Annotated in this window: 25 protein-coding genes, 2 rRNA genes and 1 pseudogene; 26 read left to right on the top strand and 2 right to left on the bottom strand. The window is 36.5% G+C overall.

Translation table 11 applies throughout. From position 1 onward, the window contains the following. From PHO70_06830 to PHO70_06755, 16 genes and pseudogenes are all read left to right on the top strand, one after another. Nucleotides 1-245: ribosomal RNA gene (locus tag PHO70_06830) — 23S ribosomal RNA — on the top strand; the annotation flags it as partial. A 138-nt stretch (nt 246-383) separates the two neighbouring features. Continuing rightward, a 5S ribosomal RNA gene (gene rrf / locus PHO70_06825) occupies nt 384-500 on the top strand. Nucleotides 501-650: 150 nt separating this feature from the next. Then, nucleotides 651-1,601 carry an aldolase catalytic domain-containing protein gene (locus PHO70_06820; GenBank protein ID MDD5432677.1) on the top strand — a complete coding sequence of 317 codons (951 nt, stop codon included), beginning with the start codon at nt 651-653 and terminating at the stop codon, nt 1,599-1,601. Next, a complete protein-coding gene (locus PHO70_06815; GenBank protein ID MDD5432676.1) occupies nt 1,602-2,219 on the top strand; it encodes a bifunctional 4-hydroxy-2-oxoglutarate aldolase/2-dehydro-3-deoxy-phosphogluconate aldolase in 618 nt (205 codons plus the stop codon). A gap of 180 nt (nt 2,220-2,399) precedes the next feature. Continuing rightward, entirely contained in the window at nt 2,400-2,666 is a 267-nt protein-coding gene (locus tag PHO70_06810; protein MDD5432675.1) for a type II toxin-antitoxin system PrlF family antitoxin, read from the top strand. Continuing rightward, nucleotides 2,663-2,941 (top strand): hypothetical protein, encoded by a 279-nt coding sequence (locus PHO70_06805; GenBank protein ID MDD5432674.1) that lies wholly within the window; start codon nt 2,663-2,665, stop codon nt 2,939-2,941. The genes PHO70_06810 and PHO70_06805 overlap by 4 nt, the downstream gene beginning before the upstream one ends. Before the next feature lie 345 nt (nt 2,942-3,286). Next, nucleotides 3,287-3,643, top strand: coding sequence for a hypothetical protein (locus PHO70_06800; GenBank protein MDD5432673.1), 357 nt, complete (start codon nt 3,287-3,289; stop codon nt 3,641-3,643). After that, nucleotides 3,640-4,062, top strand: a complete 423-nt coding sequence (locus PHO70_06795; GenBank protein ID MDD5432672.1) for a hypothetical protein — start codon at nt 3,640-3,642, stop codon at nt 4,060-4,062. Before PHO70_06800 ends, PHO70_06795 begins: the two co-directional genes overlap by 4 nt. Nucleotides 4,063-4,064: 2 nt before the next feature. Next, nucleotides 4,065-4,472, top strand: a complete 408-nt coding sequence (locus PHO70_06790; GenBank protein ID MDD5432671.1) for a hypothetical protein — start codon at nt 4,065-4,067, stop codon at nt 4,470-4,472. A 125-nt stretch (nt 4,473-4,597) separates the two neighbouring features. Beyond that, entirely contained in the window at nt 4,598-5,224 is a 627-nt protein-coding gene (locus PHO70_06785) for a hypothetical protein (GenBank protein ID MDD5432670.1), read from the top strand. 158 nt (nt 5,225-5,382) lie between these two features. Continuing rightward, nucleotides 5,383-6,420 (top strand): tetratricopeptide repeat protein, encoded by a 1,038-nt coding sequence (locus PHO70_06780; GenBank protein MDD5432669.1) that lies wholly within the window; start codon nt 5,383-5,385, stop codon nt 6,418-6,420. Between the two features lie 95 nt (nt 6,421-6,515). Next, nucleotides 6,516-7,709 (top strand): hypothetical protein, encoded by a 1,194-nt coding sequence (locus tag PHO70_06775; GenBank protein MDD5432668.1) that lies wholly within the window; start codon nt 6,516-6,518, stop codon nt 7,707-7,709. A gap of 73 nt (nt 7,710-7,782) precedes the next feature. Then, nucleotides 7,783-8,103, top strand: coding sequence for a metalloregulator ArsR/SmtB family transcription factor (locus tag PHO70_06770; protein MDD5432667.1), 321 nt, complete (start codon nt 7,783-7,785; stop codon nt 8,101-8,103). A gap of 62 nt (nt 8,104-8,165) precedes the next feature. Beyond that, a complete protein-coding gene (locus PHO70_06765) occupies nt 8,166-8,336 on the top strand; it encodes a hypothetical protein (protein MDD5432666.1) in 171 nt (56 codons plus the stop codon). Between the two features lie 68 nt (nt 8,337-8,404). After that, a pseudogene (locus tag PHO70_06760) lies at nt 8,405-8,657 on the top strand (Smr/MutS family protein). Nucleotides 8,658-8,666: 9 nt separating this feature from the next. Next, the gene (locus PHO70_06755; GenBank protein ID MDD5432665.1) at nt 8,667-8,915 is read left to right on the top strand and encodes a hypothetical protein; all 249 of its coding nucleotides are present in this window, start codon (nt 8,667-8,669) and stop codon (nt 8,913-8,915) included. Nucleotides 8,916-8,951: 36 nt separating this feature from the next. Here PHO70_06755 and PHO70_06750 read toward each other — a convergent pair whose 3' ends face one another. Further along, nucleotides 8,952-9,326, bottom strand: coding sequence for a response regulator (locus tag PHO70_06750; protein ID MDD5432664.1), 375 nt, complete (start codon nt 9,324-9,326; stop codon nt 8,952-8,954). 100 nt (nt 9,327-9,426) lie between these two features. On the opposite strand from PHO70_06750, the gene PHO70_06745 reads away from it, so the two are divergent. Continuing rightward, the gene (locus PHO70_06745; protein MDD5432663.1) at nt 9,427-9,648 is read left to right on the top strand and encodes a helix-turn-helix transcriptional regulator; all 222 of its coding nucleotides are present in this window, start codon (nt 9,427-9,429) and stop codon (nt 9,646-9,648) included. Here PHO70_06745 and radC read toward each other — a convergent pair. Continuing rightward, on the bottom strand, nt 9,641-10,330 hold the full coding sequence (gene radC / locus PHO70_06740; GenBank protein MDD5432662.1) for a DNA repair protein RadC: 690 nt from the start codon (nt 10,328-10,330) through the stop codon (nt 9,641-9,643). The genes PHO70_06745 and radC overlap by 8 nt on opposite strands. A gap of 104 nt (nt 10,331-10,434) precedes the next feature. Here radC and PHO70_06735 point away from each other — a divergent pair, with 104 nt between their 5' ends. The 9 genes from PHO70_06735 (at nt 10,435) to PHO70_06695 (ending at nt 14,156) form a co-directional block, all read left to right on the top strand. Next, nucleotides 10,435-10,761: a toxin gene (locus tag PHO70_06735; protein MDD5432661.1), complete on the top strand. Its 327-nt coding sequence runs from the start codon at nt 10,435-10,437 to the stop codon at nt 10,759-10,761. 3 nt (nt 10,762-10,764) lie between these two features. After that, on the top strand, nt 10,765-11,010 hold the full coding sequence (locus PHO70_06730) for a CopG family antitoxin (GenBank protein ID MDD5432660.1): 246 nt from the start codon (nt 10,765-10,767) through the stop codon (nt 11,008-11,010). A gap of 164 nt (nt 11,011-11,174) precedes the next feature. Beyond that, complete coding sequence (locus tag PHO70_06725; GenBank protein MDD5432659.1) at nt 11,175-11,807, top strand: hypothetical protein; 633 nt, start codon at nt 11,175-11,177, stop codon at nt 11,805-11,807. Next, entirely contained in the window at nt 11,800-12,411 is a 612-nt protein-coding gene (locus tag PHO70_06720; protein MDD5432658.1) for a GNAT family N-acetyltransferase, read from the top strand. The genes PHO70_06725 and PHO70_06720 overlap by 8 nt, the downstream gene beginning before the upstream one ends. Before the next feature lie 136 nt (nt 12,412-12,547). Further along, nucleotides 12,548-12,679 (top strand): hypothetical protein, encoded by a 132-nt coding sequence (locus PHO70_06715; GenBank protein ID MDD5432657.1) that lies wholly within the window; start codon nt 12,548-12,550, stop codon nt 12,677-12,679. 127 nt (nt 12,680-12,806) lie between these two features. Continuing rightward, nucleotides 12,807-13,184, top strand: coding sequence for a hypothetical protein (locus PHO70_06710; GenBank protein ID MDD5432656.1), 378 nt, complete (start codon nt 12,807-12,809; stop codon nt 13,182-13,184). Nucleotides 13,185-13,222: 38 nt separating this feature from the next. Next, nucleotides 13,223-13,390 (top strand): PLDc N-terminal domain-containing protein, encoded by a 168-nt coding sequence (locus PHO70_06705; GenBank protein ID MDD5432655.1) that lies wholly within the window; start codon nt 13,223-13,225, stop codon nt 13,388-13,390. Between the two features lie 102 nt (nt 13,391-13,492). Continuing rightward, a complete protein-coding gene (locus PHO70_06700; GenBank protein ID MDD5432654.1) occupies nt 13,493-13,813 on the top strand; it encodes a hypothetical protein in 321 nt (106 codons plus the stop codon). A 13-nt stretch (nt 13,814-13,826) separates the two neighbouring features. Continuing rightward, nucleotides 13,827-14,156: a pyrimidine dimer DNA glycosylase/endonuclease V gene (locus PHO70_06695; GenBank protein MDD5432653.1), complete on the top strand. Its 330-nt coding sequence runs from the start codon at nt 13,827-13,829 to the stop codon at nt 14,154-14,156. The last annotated feature ends 2 nt before the right edge of the window (nt 14,157-14,158 follow it).

Raw genomic sequence — 14,158 nt, 5'->3', positions numbered from 1 at the left:
AGTTCTCTTCAGTACGAGAGGACCTAGAGAAACGAACCTCTGGTGTTCCGGTTGTCCTGCCAAGGGCAAAGGCCGGGTAGCTATGTTCGGAAGGGATAAGCGCTGAAAGCATCTAAGTGCCAAGCCCCCCTCAAGAATTAGTATCCCCATTAGGCTGGTCGTAGACTACGACCTTGATAGGCGCAAAGTGTAAGACTCGTAAGAGTTTAAGCTAATGCGTACTAATAGCCAATTGGCTTGGCCTTTATTCTTTCTTAATTTTAAGAGAGGATAACTCCGAGCTTTCTTTAAGCAAAAGTATTGAAAGCAAGGAGTAACTGATCCAAGGTTATAATAGTAGTTTTATCAACTTGAATTATAGTTGTAGAAGTTTTTTTAAGACTTGGGGTATTTATGCTGGAGAGGAAACACCCGTTCCCATTCCGAATACGGAAGTTAAGCTCTCCAAGGCCGATGGTAGTGTATTCGTAAGGATATGTGAGAGTAGGTAGATGCCCCTTATACTTTAAGGGCTAGCTTTATAAGCTAGCCCTTTTTTTATACTGTCCTTATTCCCGCTTGCACGTTCATAAAGATTATGTTAAACTTTAAAGATATAAATTAAGTCAAATCGTCGGAAAAAATCTATTAAGATTATTTTAGGAGGCAACATGTTCAGGGAAAAAATTAAAGTATTGGATTGCACGATTCGCGACGGCGGGTTAATGAATAACCATGATTTTGACATGCATTTTGTGCGCGCGGTTTACAAAGCAATTTCCGAGGCAGGCATAGATTATATGGAGATTGGTTATAAAAACTCAAAGCGCCTTTTTAACCAGAAAGAATATGGTAAATGGAAATTCTGCGAAGACGGTGACATAAAAGAGGTAATCCATGGAATTAAATCGCAGACAAAGATTTCTGTTATGGTTGATGTTGATAGAGTTGACGTGGAAGATGTTTTGCCTAAGAAAGACAGCCCGGTTGATATGATTAGAGTTGCAACTTACGTTAAAGATGTTGATAAAGCAATTTTCTTAGCAAATCACTTTAGCGATAAGGGGTATGAGACTGCAGTAAATATTATGGCAATTTCGCGCGCCCTTGATAATGAATTAACAGAAGCCTTGGAGCAGTTAGAAAAAGAATGTAAGGCGAAGATTGTTTATATAGTTGATAGTTTCGGCTCATTATATCAGGAGACAACAGAGTTCTTAATTAAGAAGGCAAAAGATATTTTAAAATCTAAAGAAGTTGGGATGCATGCGCATAACAATCAGCAGCTTGCTTTTGGAAATACGATTGAAGCAATTATTCATAATGCAAATTATGTGGATGGGTCGATTTATGGATTAGGTAGAGCCGCCGGAAATTGCCCTACAGAATTATTGCTTGGGTTTTTAAAGAATCCGAAATATGATATCCGTCCGATTTTGGATGTTATCTCCAAAGAATTTGTTCCTTTGCAGAAGAAGATTGAGTGGGGATATTTTATTCCTTATGCGATAACCGGAATTTTAGATGAGCATCCGCGCACAGCAATTGCTTTGCGTGAGTCTGATAAAAAAGAAAATTACCGTGAATATTATGAAAGTTTTGTTGGCGAGGCAGAAGAATAAATGAATGTTGCTGAGTTTAAAAAACAGCCTGTTTTAGGTATTGTGCGCGGTGTTGAGCCCGGAGAGATTGAGCCGTTAATTGAGACGGTGATTGCAAGCGGGCTAAAGACTTTAGAGATAACGATGAATACTAAGGGAGCCGCGCAATTAATTAAAACTGCAAAGCAAAAAGCACAAGGCAAGCTTGTTTTGGGCGCTGGCACTGTGCTGGATATGGATAGTTTAAAATCTGCACTTGATGCAGGCGCAACATTTATTGTAATGCCATGTTTAGTTAAAGAAGTTGTCGTGTATTGTGTAAAGAATAAAATTCCGGTTTTTCCCGGAGCGCTTACTCCTCCTGAAATTTATGCAGCATGGAAGGAAGGTGCAACGATGGTAAAGGTTTTCCCTGCTAAATTCTTTGGCCCGGAATATTTCCGCGAAATAAAAGCTCCGTTTAATGACATTGAACTCCTTGCTTGTTCAGGCGTAACTCCGCAGAATATGAAGGATTATTTTGCCTGTGGTGCAAGTGCCATCTCCTTCGGCGCAAGTGTCTTTAAAAAAGAGTGGCTCCAAGCTAAAGACTTCTCTAGCATCTCCTCCGCAATTAAATCATATCTTCAACAACTCTAATTATCCTGTCATTCCCGCGAACGCGGGAATCCATGCTATTTCTATTAAATAACCCCGTTAGATTTCCCCACTTCCTACGTCTATTATAATAGAAAGGAGGTGAAAGAGTTGTCTTGACAGCTTCTGTTTTTAAAGTTATACTTATATTGTAAGAATGTAAGGAAGTAAGGAGAAGACAAGATGACTGTAATAGGTATGTCAAAAATAACTTCAAAAGGACAAGTTACACTTCCCGCTGCCGTGCGCAAGATGCTTAAGCTAAATCGCGGGCAAAATATCGCATTTTGCCTTGATAAAAGCGGAGTGGTTATCGCGCGCTGCAATATCAATGTCGAGCCGTCAGGATTTACCAAAGACGAGTGGGCGAAGATTGATAAGCTTGCCGGAGAAAAAGGGAAATTATTTACCTCTGCAGAAGGAGCCAAAAGACACCTCAAGTCTGTATGAGGTTTGAATTTAAACCGTCTTTTGAGCACTCTTTAAAATCGCTTCATCCAAAACTTAAAACACAGATTAAGAACGCCTGCCTTAAGACAATCGATATATTATCTCAAGATAGGTTTATTTATAAAGGTATTGGCCTTAAACGGCTCAAGGGTGATTATTGGGAAGTAAGGCATGGCCTTAAAACCCGCCTTATTTTCCGCTGGAATAAGGATTTAGTAGAATTTATTCTTGCCGGAAACCATGAGGATATTAAGAGGTTTTTGAGGAAATCTTGAGGCTGCAAAGGGACGGGTCCCGACCTATTAAGATGCTAATCCGGGGGACCTGTCCCTGATTTTAATGTCATTTCCGCATATCTTTTTGTCATTCCCGCGAAAGCGGGAATCCAGTAAGTCGCGCCTCGTCACCCGCGAATATTGGCTAAAATCGTGATTCGCTGCGAAAATTACTAGAGGGATTTTGTGGTATTTTGGGTTGACATGATAAATAAGAGGAGTAAAATAAAGAAAAGCGCGATTCTTTTATAACGCTTTGCTTGACAGATATTTATATAGACTGTCTACAATTCTTTCTATTATCTTGTGTTGACATTGCGATGGTTAAGGATTATGGTTATACTAATGTCGTGGGACAATATTAAAGAAAGATATCTTAAGTTTGCTAAATCTTTTGAACTTGTTCATCTCGTTCTAAAAGATTCGTTTACGTTTGTTTGTTTAGCAATCATATTGCTTTTTTTGTCTCATGTTTTAGTTGTAGTGTCTAAGTTAAGGCCTGTTGTTCATTCTTTTTGCCCCGTAGCCAAAAATATAAAATTCCCCGCACCAGATGAATTAATTAATTGGGCTAATTATTTGAGTGAAGTTGGTGTTTGGGTGCTATATTGTTTGTATATTACTATTGATATAGTAAGGATTTTGATAAAGAAGATTATTAATGCGGTTAAATTCTGGCTGGGAAAGGATGAGAGAAATTGAAGAAAACTCTGAAAGAGATTCTTGTTTTAGTCTTTAGTTTTATGAGTATATTCTTGATTGGTATAGTAATGATTAGCTTAGGTATTGATTTTGCTATAACTATGAATATGTTGATATTGTGTTTAGTTCCACTTGGCATAATTCTGTATTTTGTGCGAGAAATCCCTGAAAAGAAAACATTATTGGCTAAAAAAATAGCTTCGACAGAAATAATATCTGTTAGTAACGCAGTTGACGATTTTTTGTATACCGTAACCAAATATAGTAAGCGCAGAACTATATTATTAAGAGATGTAGTAAGGTCTTTCTTTAGCCTAGATCGGGAAGCGAACGAAAGTGATTATAATGCAGTACAACATAGTACATTTTCTGGTTTATCAGAAAGAAACTCAAGAATAGTTTTAATCGCTGAGGGATAGACATGATAGATAAAGAGCAAATAAAACTTGTTCAGGTTATATTTACTAAAATTAATTTTGAAAGAAAATTGATCTCTGGTGGTAGTAGGATAAATTTACAGTATAATTTGAGTTTTAGATGGGATGTTAAAGGTATTCATAAAGAAAAAATGGGTATTAAGTTCAATATCGGCGTTGATTTAAGAAGTGATGTTTTGAACGCAAGCGTTGAAGGAGTTTTAACTACAGAGTTTGTGCGAACTTTGTCACAAGATGAAATTGATTCTTTGGAATTAAAGAAAATATGTCTTCTCGCCGTAGTTCCTTATTTAATTCAATTGTTTTCTGAAATGACTACTAAGCTTGGGTTTTCTCCTCTTATAATACCGGAGAGCTTGGTAGAAGGTTTAATAAATAATAACCAAGAATAAATAAAGGGGGCAGTTTTTTATTAATCCCAAGCTCGAAAAGGGCTTGGGATATTTTATTTAAGCGATATAATAGAGATGAATGAAGGAGTAAGAAATAAAGCTAATTTTTTTACTAGGAGGTTATTATGGTGGAGGGGGCCTGTATTGTAACTTATGAGTCTTTAGTGATTATTTTTAATTGGATTTGGCCGCTTATTATAGGGTATGGTTGTACTCTCTTTATAGGAGGCTTTCTAATAAAATTCACTTTAGACGAAATAAAGGAGAAGTTATATTTTTCTAGTTTTAGTATTAATGAGACTAAAGCTTATACATGGTATGCTCGTAGGGTAGGAGATATTGAAATATTATTGTATATCACATCTTTTCTGATAAACAAACCAGAGTTTATTGCTATTTGGCTTGCTTTAAAAGTCGCTGGTAGGTGGAAATCTGCTCAGTTAGAAGCAGCTGCTATTAAAACTCGTGAAGAAAGAAAAGCTGTTAAAATGCTTTCGGCAGAGAATAGAGCTGTAGAAAACTTTGAATTAATAAAGAGTAATGGGGTTTATAATATATTTACAATAGGCAACGGTTTATCTATTATTTACGGTTTTGTTGGCTCAAAAATTATTCTTTGGTTACGTGATTTTCAATGGGGAAAAGCAATGGGGCTTTTTCTTGTTACCGTGATTGGTAATATTGTTTTATATATATTGGCAAGAAGACAAACTATGATTCTGGAAGATTTATTAAAAAAAGCAGAAAAATAAAGTGGGATTTCAGGGACGCAATACTTAATTAATCCTAAGCTCCAAAAGGTCTTGGGTCATTCGCAATATCCATTCTAAAATCTAATTTGCTCAGGATTAATTCCAGATAATTAATATATGGGAATTGAATTTTTGTTTTAGGGCGGTATAATAATTTCATGGTTAGAATAATGGGGATGAGATGGGTTCACTTTCTTAAAATCAAGAAAGTGGGAAAACAAGCACGTTTTTTTCTTTGCATCGTTTTATTTAGCCTGATTTATGGTAAAGCTTACTGTCAAGATGCCGAAGCTTTGTTTAAAAGCGGAACAGATTTCATTAAAAATGGTTTTTTCTATGAAGCATCTTTGAAGCTGGAAGATTGTTTAAAAATTAATCCGGAGCATTTGGGTTGTGCTTGTAATTTGGGAGTAGCTTATGCTTGCGACGGAGAATATGCTAAGGCTATAGCAATATTAGAAAAGGTAGCGTATAAAGAAGAAGTTCCTTCACGAGGTGTAATTTTTTTTAATCTGGGAAGCATGTATGGGAAATTTGGCAATCAGCAGATGGAAAAAGAATATTACGATAAGGCACTCAGCCTTCTTCCTTACTTTTCTCAGGCATATGGCAACTTAGGTTCAATGTATTACATGAATAATAATAGTGATAAAGGATTAGATTGTCTTATGAAGGCAAACTCGATGGACAGCTTTATGCCTGATATGCAGCCTAATTTTGATGTTGTGGGAACTCCCGGATATATGACTGTTGCAGTAACTAATAAATCCGCATTTCCTCTTTTATATCTATATCATAGTCCGGCATGGTATTTTACTCTGTTAATCAACGATATTGAGAAGAACGATTTAGGCATGGCAGTTAAAGATTTAAATAAAGCCGAATTGGCTTTAGACAGAAAGTCTTCGCTTCGGTCAGACAAAGAATCATTTTCTCAAGTCCATGTGTACAGGGCAAATCTTATTCTTATTAAAGAAGGAAATCTGGACAAAGCCTTTGAAGAATTTCTTAAGGGATATGAGGTTAATCCTAAAGATTTGGGGGCAATCTGTGGTTTATCTAGAATTTATTTGCAAAGACAGGATTATGATTCAGCCTTAAATTATTATCGCATTGGGGCATCTATTAATCCTGATTTTGCTGGTTTGGTGACTATTAGGAAAGAATTAGTTGATGCAGGTAAGTTAGAGCAGTAAATATTAGATTTAATAATAGGCGTTTGTCTCGTTACTAACTACTCTTTTAGGGCCGAGTTAGTAACAGAGGTGAATGCCTTTTTTGTTTGTTATTTATGTGGGAATGGTATAATAAATTAATTAAAGGAGGCTATATGCGCATGGGGCGGTTGATGCGTTATCTGCGGAAGTGGCAGCAGTCAGGGTTAATTAACGAAGATCAGGTGGTAAAGATCTCCGATTATATGAAGATTGAGCGCCACAGGCAATTTTTAAAACTAATTAAGATTCTTTTTGTTATTGGAGCCTTTTGGTTGTTTGTTGGAGTTGTTGCTACTTTAAGATTAATCAATATTGAGATTTTTGTTGTTATTGGAGAGTTTTTATATAATTTAGTAAGCCCTATTATTAAACTTGTTAAATCATTGTCTCCGCAACATTATGGGGAAATCTTAGGAGGCCTTGGCTGTTTCTTGGGATGGGGTGTATTCCAATGGCTGGGAATGGTATTAAGAAAAAAATCTGATTTAAGGACAACGCAATTAGGATATTTTCAGGAAAAGGAACTTCGCCTTGGCACAACTTCGTTTACTTTAGGCTATATTTTAGCTTCTTGGGGATTGCAGTTGTTTAATTACGCAACTTACCCGAAAGATCCTTATCTATATTTAGGTAAGGCAGCCATATTTCCATTGTTTTCTTTCTTGGGGATAATTTTCTTTATGATGATTGCGTATTTTATGGAAGACCAGATCGCGCTTCTTTTCGGGATAGCTTTCCTTGCGCATGCAGTCGGGCTATTTACCACATATTTTACCGCTTGTTATGTAATTGGCGTGCAATTTCCTGCGATTCAGCTTCTTGTAGGTATTCTTTTATTATTTGTAGGGCTCTTTCATGTAGAAAAATCCCGTTTCAGGGAAGACAGTTTTCTATTTATGTTCGGCAGGACGTATGAATGGACGGGGATTCTCTTTGCTTTTATTTCTTTGTGGATTATGTCTATATGGGGATTTACTTTTAAAGAGAATTATTTTATTTCGCCAATGACTCATGAATTATGGATGGCAAATATTCTTTTTATGGCAGCTTGTTTAACATCTTTGTTTTATGGAGCGGTAAAAGAAGATAAGATGTTTTTTAATTACGGATTAACCTTTTTAATCATTGATTCTTATACGCTTTTCTTTAGCCATGTCTGGTCTACATTAGGCTCTGCCTTAAGTTCTTTAATGCTGGGAGTTATGCTTATTGTTACCGGCTATATTTTGCGCGACCTATGGCTTAAGGGGAAGATTTTTAGTAAATAAAGGTTATGGTAATGATTATAAGTACTAAAATAAATTCTTGACAGATTGCTGATAAAAGGTTATATTCATTGTTATGAAACAATCGAACTATTCAAAGATATTTAAGGCTCTATCGAACGAGCAGAGGCTCAAGATTTTTATGATGATATATGAGCATGCTTCAAAAGGATCAAAAGAGGGAGCTGTATTTCCGGTGAAGGAATCAATCTGTTGCCCTGTTGAAAGGGCTTTTACCAAAGTGTGTGATTGCATGAATCTGTCACGGTCAACGATATCCCATCATTTTAAGGAGCTTCAAAACGCAGGGTTGATCAGCTGCGAAAGAGATGGGCAGATGTACCGCTGTAAGGTCAATATGGATACGGTTAATCTTATTAAAGATTTCTTAAAGTAAAATTTTTTTGTCTTTATTGTTCGAGTATCTTCGAACTATAGAATGAAAGGAGGTGATATGCTATGTTTAGCTGTTGCGGAAAGGATATGAAGTCTATTTGCGAGCAGCTTGAATGCAAAGTAAAAGAAACACAAAATGGCGTTCAGGTTGATATAAAAGCAAAGGATGCTTCCAAAACAGAATCATTGAAGGCTTTAGTTAAAGCCTGTCATGATTTCTGCGAATGTTGTTAGGTGGGCCCGCCTTCCAACATTCTAATTTGTTTATTGAGTATTTAAGTTTAAGGCGATATAATAATTTTATGGCTAAGATTAAATTAGACTTACATGATATTTTTAGTGATAGCAGGGCGCACCTTGCGCTTATCGGAATTGCGCAAGTGTGCCCTTCGTAGGGCAATTGAGCTTGTGGAAATTATTCCCGGGAAAGGGAGTGGGCAGCTGAAGAAGGGAGTTTTGCGTTTCTTGGAGCAGCCGCAGATAAAGAAGCTTTACCGCCGCATTGAAAAAGACGATAAAAATTTCGGCAGGATATTTGTGCATTTCAGGTTTTAGGGAATGTTTATGAAAAAGCTAATTGTTTTATTATGTGTTCTTTTGTTTGGTTGCGCTTCAAGCCAGCTTAGTTATAGTGCTTCAAGCAATGTCAGCGCTCCGGTAAATACTCAGAACTCAGGCAGTAGTAAGGCCAGCTCTAATGCCAGCAGTAATAAAAAAAGCCAGAAGGTTAAACAGGCTCAAGGCGCAAGTGCTGCTAGTAATATTGATACGAATATTGATATAGAAGGAAAAGTCTCTGTGCTTAAGTGGTGATTAAATCTTGTTTCTTCCGTGGCTGGCGGGGATGATTTAATTGTGAGTTAGGGTCTGTATCCTGGTAATCAACGATTCAAAGCTGCAAGGCTTATCCATGAATTCAATCGTTGCTCCCGGTAATTCACCTATAAAATTTGCCGCTTCTTTATAAGCAGATAAAAATATAATCGGAATGTCTTGTGTTAAGGGGCTGGTCTTTAGTTTGTAACATGTCTGGATTCCGCCCATCTGAGGCATTATTGTGTCAAGGATTATAATATCCGGTTTAAGCGCAGAGATTTTTTCCAAGCCTTCTATCCCGTTTTTGGCTTTTTCGGTAATAAAACCTCTTTTTTGAAGTAATAAACTTAAGATATTTCTGATATCTTCATCGTCATCAACCAGTAGAATCTTGATTTGCTTATCCATTTTAGTCACCTGGACTTTCTGATTAGGTTCCTAAAATCAATATTCCATTTTGGACTATGTCTAAAAAAAGCATATCATATTTTTAAGGAAGTGTCAAGGTATGGGCGGAACAATTTATACAAAAACTCATAAGTTGCTTGTTGGCAAGCTTATTGATGCCCGCAAAAAGGCCGGCTTAAAACAAGTAGAGGCTGCAAAGAAATTAGGCCGCAGCCAGTCGTATATCTCAAAGATTGAAATCGGCCAGCGCAGGGTTGACATTGTCCAGTTAAAAGAACTCGCCGCACTGTATAAAAAGAAGTTAGATTTCTTCATTAAATAATCCTCCTCTTTTTCTCCGAAAAACTAAAATAACAGTTATCTCCGATAATTATATGATCAAGTGTTTCTATTTGGAGGATTTTTCCTGCCTGTATCATTTCTTGGGTGAATTTTTCATCTTCTGGGCTGGGCAGGGGGTTACCCGATGGATGATTATGTGCACAGATGATGAAGGCGCTGAATTCTTGAAGCGCTTTCTGGAAAACTTCTCTGATTATCGGGTAGGCCTGATTTACAGACCCACTTTCAATTTCTACGATATCTATAATTTGGTTTTGTGAATTAAGAAGCAGGATTTTAAAAACCTCTTTTTTCAAATCTCTCATTCTTGGGGTTAAGATTTTCGCTACGTCTTTAGCCGAAGTTATTTTTTGTCGGTTGTCTTTAGTTTCTTCTTCGCGGAATCTTCTGCCGATTTCAAGAGAAGCTTTTATTTGAGCAAGTTTCGCTCTGCCTAAACCTTTAAATTCTTTCCAATGGGATAAATCGGTATGGCTCATATTGCGGAAATTCTTAAATTTATCAAGAATCTTTCGTGCGATGTCGATTGCGCTTTGCCCTTTGGATCCTGTCCTAAGAATAATTGCCAAAAGCTCGGAGTTGCTTAAGGTGTGCTCGCCGTTTTTTATCAGTTTTTCTCTGGGTTGGTCTTCTTGGGGCCAGTTGTTTATAGGATTGTTCATTTTATCCTCTTATACCAATAGACGTAAAAAGCCGTAAAATCTAACAAAAATTATGTTAGATTTTGATGTTTTCTTCGTCTATTGTTAGTAAAGGGAGGCAGGGTATGATGAAGAAAGATCTTGACAAGGCGCTTAAAAGTATATACAATTGTATATACAAAGAATCTGGCGAGATGCTAACAGGTGAAATAAGATGGAATAAGCTCAAAAATATCCGTTTAAGACTTACTCGGCATATATCGTTTGAAGAAATAATTCAAGCTAATTTACTTGGCTCTGGAAAAAATCCGGGTAGGAATAATCAAAGAGTTTTAGTGTTTGAATGTAAAAGTTATACTTGGATAGTGCCATTTGTTTTTGAGGGAAAAGGAATTTTCTTAAAAACAATATACCCGAGCCGGAAATACAAAAAACTTTATAAAACGAGGTGACGAATGAAAAGAATTAAGCTGACAAAAGAAGAACAGTGGTATGAAGATCATGCTGAAGAATTTGTTCCGATAACCGGCCATGAGCGTGATGCGATCATTGCAATGCTTGAGCGTAAGAAAAAGGACGCGGTGCTAAATATTCGGATTAATAAATATGATTTAAATAATCTTAAGGAGAAGGCGCGTAAAGCCGGGATTAAATATCAGACTCTTATTTCCGAGATTTTGCATAGAGTAGCGCAGGCATAGGATAATTAATATTGGCCTAATTCAGAATGATATTGAATTTCTAAAAGAGATCTTAAGTATATTCACAAAAATTCTATAATAATCTGAAAGGATTGCGCTGGATAAAAACATAAGGTGCTTGTTTTTGGTTTTGGGGGTATAATACATTTAAAAAGGATGGCCAAATGGAAAATGAAAAAGCGAAATCAACTTGGCAAATCTTTATTGAAAATTTTCCCTGGAGAGATGTAATACTAGGGTTTTTAATCCCCAAGGTAATTTTTCTTTACGGATTAAACCGCAAAATGCCTTTTGTGTGGGGCGGATATGCTATTATTTGGTGTTTAGTGGTTTTCTTTATCGGTTATACAAAGACTCGTAAAGTCAATATCTTCGCAATTTTGGCATTGGTATTGATTTTAATCCGCATACTCGTTGTAATTGCGGAAAGAGACCCCCGGCTGTATTTGATTTTGGTGGCATTAGATGAGATTATCTTTGGGCTCATCTTCTTAGTTTCTCTTTTCTTTAAGCGTACAATTATGGAAGTGTTTGCTGATGCGGTTGGCTCAAAGGCACCGGAAGCTGTGAAGTGCTCAAGATATTACTCAAAAGCTTGGCGCATTGTTACTTTTGTGTGGGGAGTCACCTATCTATTATATGCGCTTATTTTGGTATTGATGAATGTAAAAGATTTAAAAACAGTAGGCCAGATTGATATGTTTGCCTGGATACCGATATTAGTCGCTTTATTTATTTTCACTATTATGTTTCCCCGATGGTATTGGGAAAAATACTGCAAGGCAATAAATGGATGATTTAAACAGCCTTTTACGCATTGAAGAAAAACATATACCTGCTGCAGCAAGAGTGTATATGCGGGCATTCCATAATGAGCCGCTTAAAGTTTATTTATATACGGATGAGAAAAAAAGAGATGATATGGCTTTGGCTTTTTTTGAATTTTTTCTGAGGTATGTAATTTTATTTGGCGAAGCTTACGCTCCATCTCCTAGTATAGAAGGAGTTGCTGCGTGGCTTCCTTCTGAATATGCCAAGATGACTCCTGAACTAATGGCGAAAGTAGGCTCAGAAGGATTGATGGCTAAATTAGGAAAAGAAATAATTGAACAGGTGCAGCCAATATATAATTTTATTGAAGATAAGCATGAGCAAAATGCGCCTTTTCGCCATTGGTATCTTGCTTTTATCGGGGTAGATCCGGATTTTCAGGGTAAGGGTTTTGCCGGAAAGTTAATCAAGCCAATGTTAGCGAGAATTGAGCAAGAGAGGTTGCCTTGTTATCTGGAAACGCAGAGCGAGAAAAATGTTTCTATTTACGAGCATTACGGTTTTAAGCTGCTTGAGAAATTCTTTGTCCCTAAAACTGATTTGTATTTCTATACGATGTTAAAAAAATAATAAAGGAGTTGATTGTGAGCATGTTTGGTTTTATCATTATTGTTGGATTAGCAATTATTTTATTGTTATTGATAGCCTATATGCTTTTTTTAATTGTAAAGTTACTGAAAATTATTAAAAAAAAGGAGGGATAAGCATGGATGGTGCGACTACGGTTTTAAATATTCTTTCAGGGATAGGGCAATTGGTTGTGCTCTTGGTTTTAGCATTTGTGTTATTTAGGCTAAGTAAATTTATTGACAGCCTTTCGGATGCAGTAAAAAAATAAGGAGATCGATGTAAAAATAGGGGCGTTTTATTGTTAAAAATAGAACCGTCCCCTTTTTTTTCTGAAGATAGAAATTGAGATTTTTGTTTTGGGTTGTATAATGAAAGTATGGTAAAGGAAATTGATAATGGCTGGTAAAAAGATTAAGTTTTCAAATTCGCTCAAAGATTTAATCGTCATTGTTATTATCGTAATTGTTTTGTTCATCCTTTCTTTTTTCTTCAATTTGTTTTTATTCCTTGTAGAATTATTCCAGAAAAATCCTTCTTTGGCTCAGTCTATTGATGAGATTATCGTCCTTCTTTTGACTTTAAGTATATGCTTTGGCATTTTCTCCTTGCGCAGGTGGAGCGAGTTAAAAAAAGAAACCTCCAGGCGCCTGAAATTACAAGAAGAGCTTCTTAGGAATGCCGAGACAAGGGCGGAAACGGAAAGGATTATAAGCAAGCAGCTTCGTTGCGAGGTTGAAGATAGGAAAGAAGCAGGGAAGAATAAGAAATCGTAATTAAACAAAAACGGGCATATGCCCGGAGGGAGGGGAATATGGGTGGATTACTTGCTTTAATCATCCTTGTCCTTGACATCATTGCGATTGTTGATCTTCTGAAAAGCACGAAAGATACAGCGAAAAAGGCTTTGTGGATTATTTTGATACTCATACTGCCTTTTATCGGTATGGTTTTGTATTTTCTGCTCGCGAAAAAGAAATAGTTTAAAAAGATATTTGTTTTTGAAATCCCAAGCGCTTCTAAGAATAGCGCTTGGGATTTTTCATGTTTAGAGTTATAATGTTTTTTAGCAAGGGGGATTATTGTGAGAAACTTAACTATTATTTTATTAATTTCTTCTGTTTTGGTTTTTTCGGGTTGTGTGTCTTTTGTCGCTTCTTCTGCCGGATATGCCGATCTTAAAGCAAAATACTCAAAGCAATATAATGGATATAAAGCCAGCGTTGAAGCAGCGAATATTGAGAAACAAAATAATGGGGAGCCCGTTGAGCAGGTTAAAGAATTCAAAGAATGGGTTCAGGGCCAGCCTTTAACTTGGAACGATATCAAAATCCTAAGATTTTTTGGTGTTATTAATAAAGAGGAATCCCTGAGGCTAAGAGAAAAACAAAAAGAAAGAAGCTAAATTTTTATTTCCGATGCGGATATGGGATATAGCCCCAAGCAGGTTATGCCGGAACCATTTGTTAGGCGAGCATAGGGAGCTGCATGCAATCTGGTCTATACTTACTAAAAGAAAAAAAGGATATTCCCGTCATCCAGAAGTCTTAAGATGGGAGGGTAGGCTTAAAGCTTTATACGCAAGGCATAAGCTTTTGATGGAAGAATTATCCAGGAGGGGCTATAGGCATTATAGCAATCTTAATAAAAGTTTGGCTTGCGGAAGTTTGAGGCAAAATCAATTTGTAGATTCTGTTAAGGACCAATTAAAAAATCTTAAGCGTAAAAAATGCGCGTGCAAGGTTTAAAA

The sequence above is a fragment of the Candidatus Omnitrophota bacterium genome (genome assembly GCA_028715415.1).
Taxonomy (GTDB): Bacteria; Omnitrophota; Gorgyraeia; order Gygaellales; family Profunditerraquicolaceae; genus JAQURX01.
This window is presented reverse-complemented; position numbering and strand designations above follow the sequence as displayed.

Coding starts and splice junctions, on each gene's coding strand:
- PHO70_06730 (MDD5432660.1), top strand. CDS start 10,765: ATGAAAAGAATTAAGCTGACAAAAGAAGAACAGTGGTATGAAGATCAT.
- PHO70_06710 (MDD5432656.1), top strand. CDS start 12,807: ATGGCTGGTAAAAAGATTAAGTTTTCAAATTCGCTCAAAGATTTAATC.
- PHO70_06820 (MDD5432677.1), top strand. CDS start 651: ATGTTCAGGGAAAAAATTAAAGTATTGGATTGCACGATTCGCGACGGC.
- PHO70_06780 (MDD5432669.1), top strand. CDS start 5,383: ATGGTTAGAATAATGGGGATGAGATGGGTTCACTTTCTTAAAATCAAG.
- PHO70_06720 (MDD5432658.1), top strand. CDS start 11,800: ATGGATGATTTAAACAGCCTTTTACGCATTGAAGAAAAACATATACCT.
- PHO70_06775 (MDD5432668.1), top strand. CDS start 6,516: ATGTGGGAATGGTATAATAAATTAATTAAAGGAGGCTATATGCGCATG.
- PHO70_06770 (MDD5432667.1), top strand. CDS start 7,783: ATGAAACAATCGAACTATTCAAAGATATTTAAGGCTCTATCGAACGAG.
- PHO70_06800 (MDD5432673.1), top strand. CDS start 3,287: ATGTCGTGGGACAATATTAAAGAAAGATATCTTAAGTTTGCTAAATCT.
- PHO70_06750 (MDD5432664.1), bottom strand. CDS start 9,326: ATGGATAAGCAAATCAAGATTCTACTGGTTGATGACGATGAAGATATC.
- PHO70_06765 (MDD5432666.1), top strand. CDS start 8,166: ATGTTTAGCTGTTGCGGAAAGGATATGAAGTCTATTTGCGAGCAGCTT.
- PHO70_06805 (MDD5432674.1), top strand. CDS start 2,663: ATGAGGTTTGAATTTAAACCGTCTTTTGAGCACTCTTTAAAATCGCTT.
- radC (MDD5432662.1), bottom strand. CDS start 10,330: ATGAACAATCCTATAAACAACTGGCCCCAAGAAGACCAACCCAGAGAA.
- PHO70_06755 (MDD5432665.1), top strand. CDS start 8,667: ATGAAAAAGCTAATTGTTTTATTATGTGTTCTTTTGTTTGGTTGCGCT.
- PHO70_06705 (MDD5432655.1), top strand. CDS start 13,223: ATGGGTGGATTACTTGCTTTAATCATCCTTGTCCTTGACATCATTGCG.
- PHO70_06810 (MDD5432675.1), top strand. CDS start 2,400: ATGACTGTAATAGGTATGTCAAAAATAACTTCAAAAGGACAAGTTACA.
- PHO70_06790 (MDD5432671.1), top strand. CDS start 4,065: ATGATAGATAAAGAGCAAATAAAACTTGTTCAGGTTATATTTACTAAA.
- PHO70_06745 (MDD5432663.1), top strand. CDS start 9,427: ATGGGCGGAACAATTTATACAAAAACTCATAAGTTGCTTGTTGGCAAG.
- PHO70_06735 (MDD5432661.1), top strand. CDS start 10,435: ATGATGAAGAAAGATCTTGACAAGGCGCTTAAAAGTATATACAATTGT.
- PHO70_06695 (MDD5432653.1), top strand. CDS start 13,827: ATGCGGATATGGGATATAGCCCCAAGCAGGTTATGCCGGAACCATTTG.
- PHO70_06815 (MDD5432676.1), top strand. CDS start 1,602: ATGAATGTTGCTGAGTTTAAAAAACAGCCTGTTTTAGGTATTGTGCGC.
- PHO70_06725 (MDD5432659.1), top strand. CDS start 11,175: ATGGAAAATGAAAAAGCGAAATCAACTTGGCAAATCTTTATTGAAAAT.
- PHO70_06715 (MDD5432657.1), top strand. CDS start 12,548: ATGGATGGTGCGACTACGGTTTTAAATATTCTTTCAGGGATAGGGCAA.
- PHO70_06785 (MDD5432670.1), top strand. CDS start 4,598: ATGGTGGAGGGGGCCTGTATTGTAACTTATGAGTCTTTAGTGATTATT.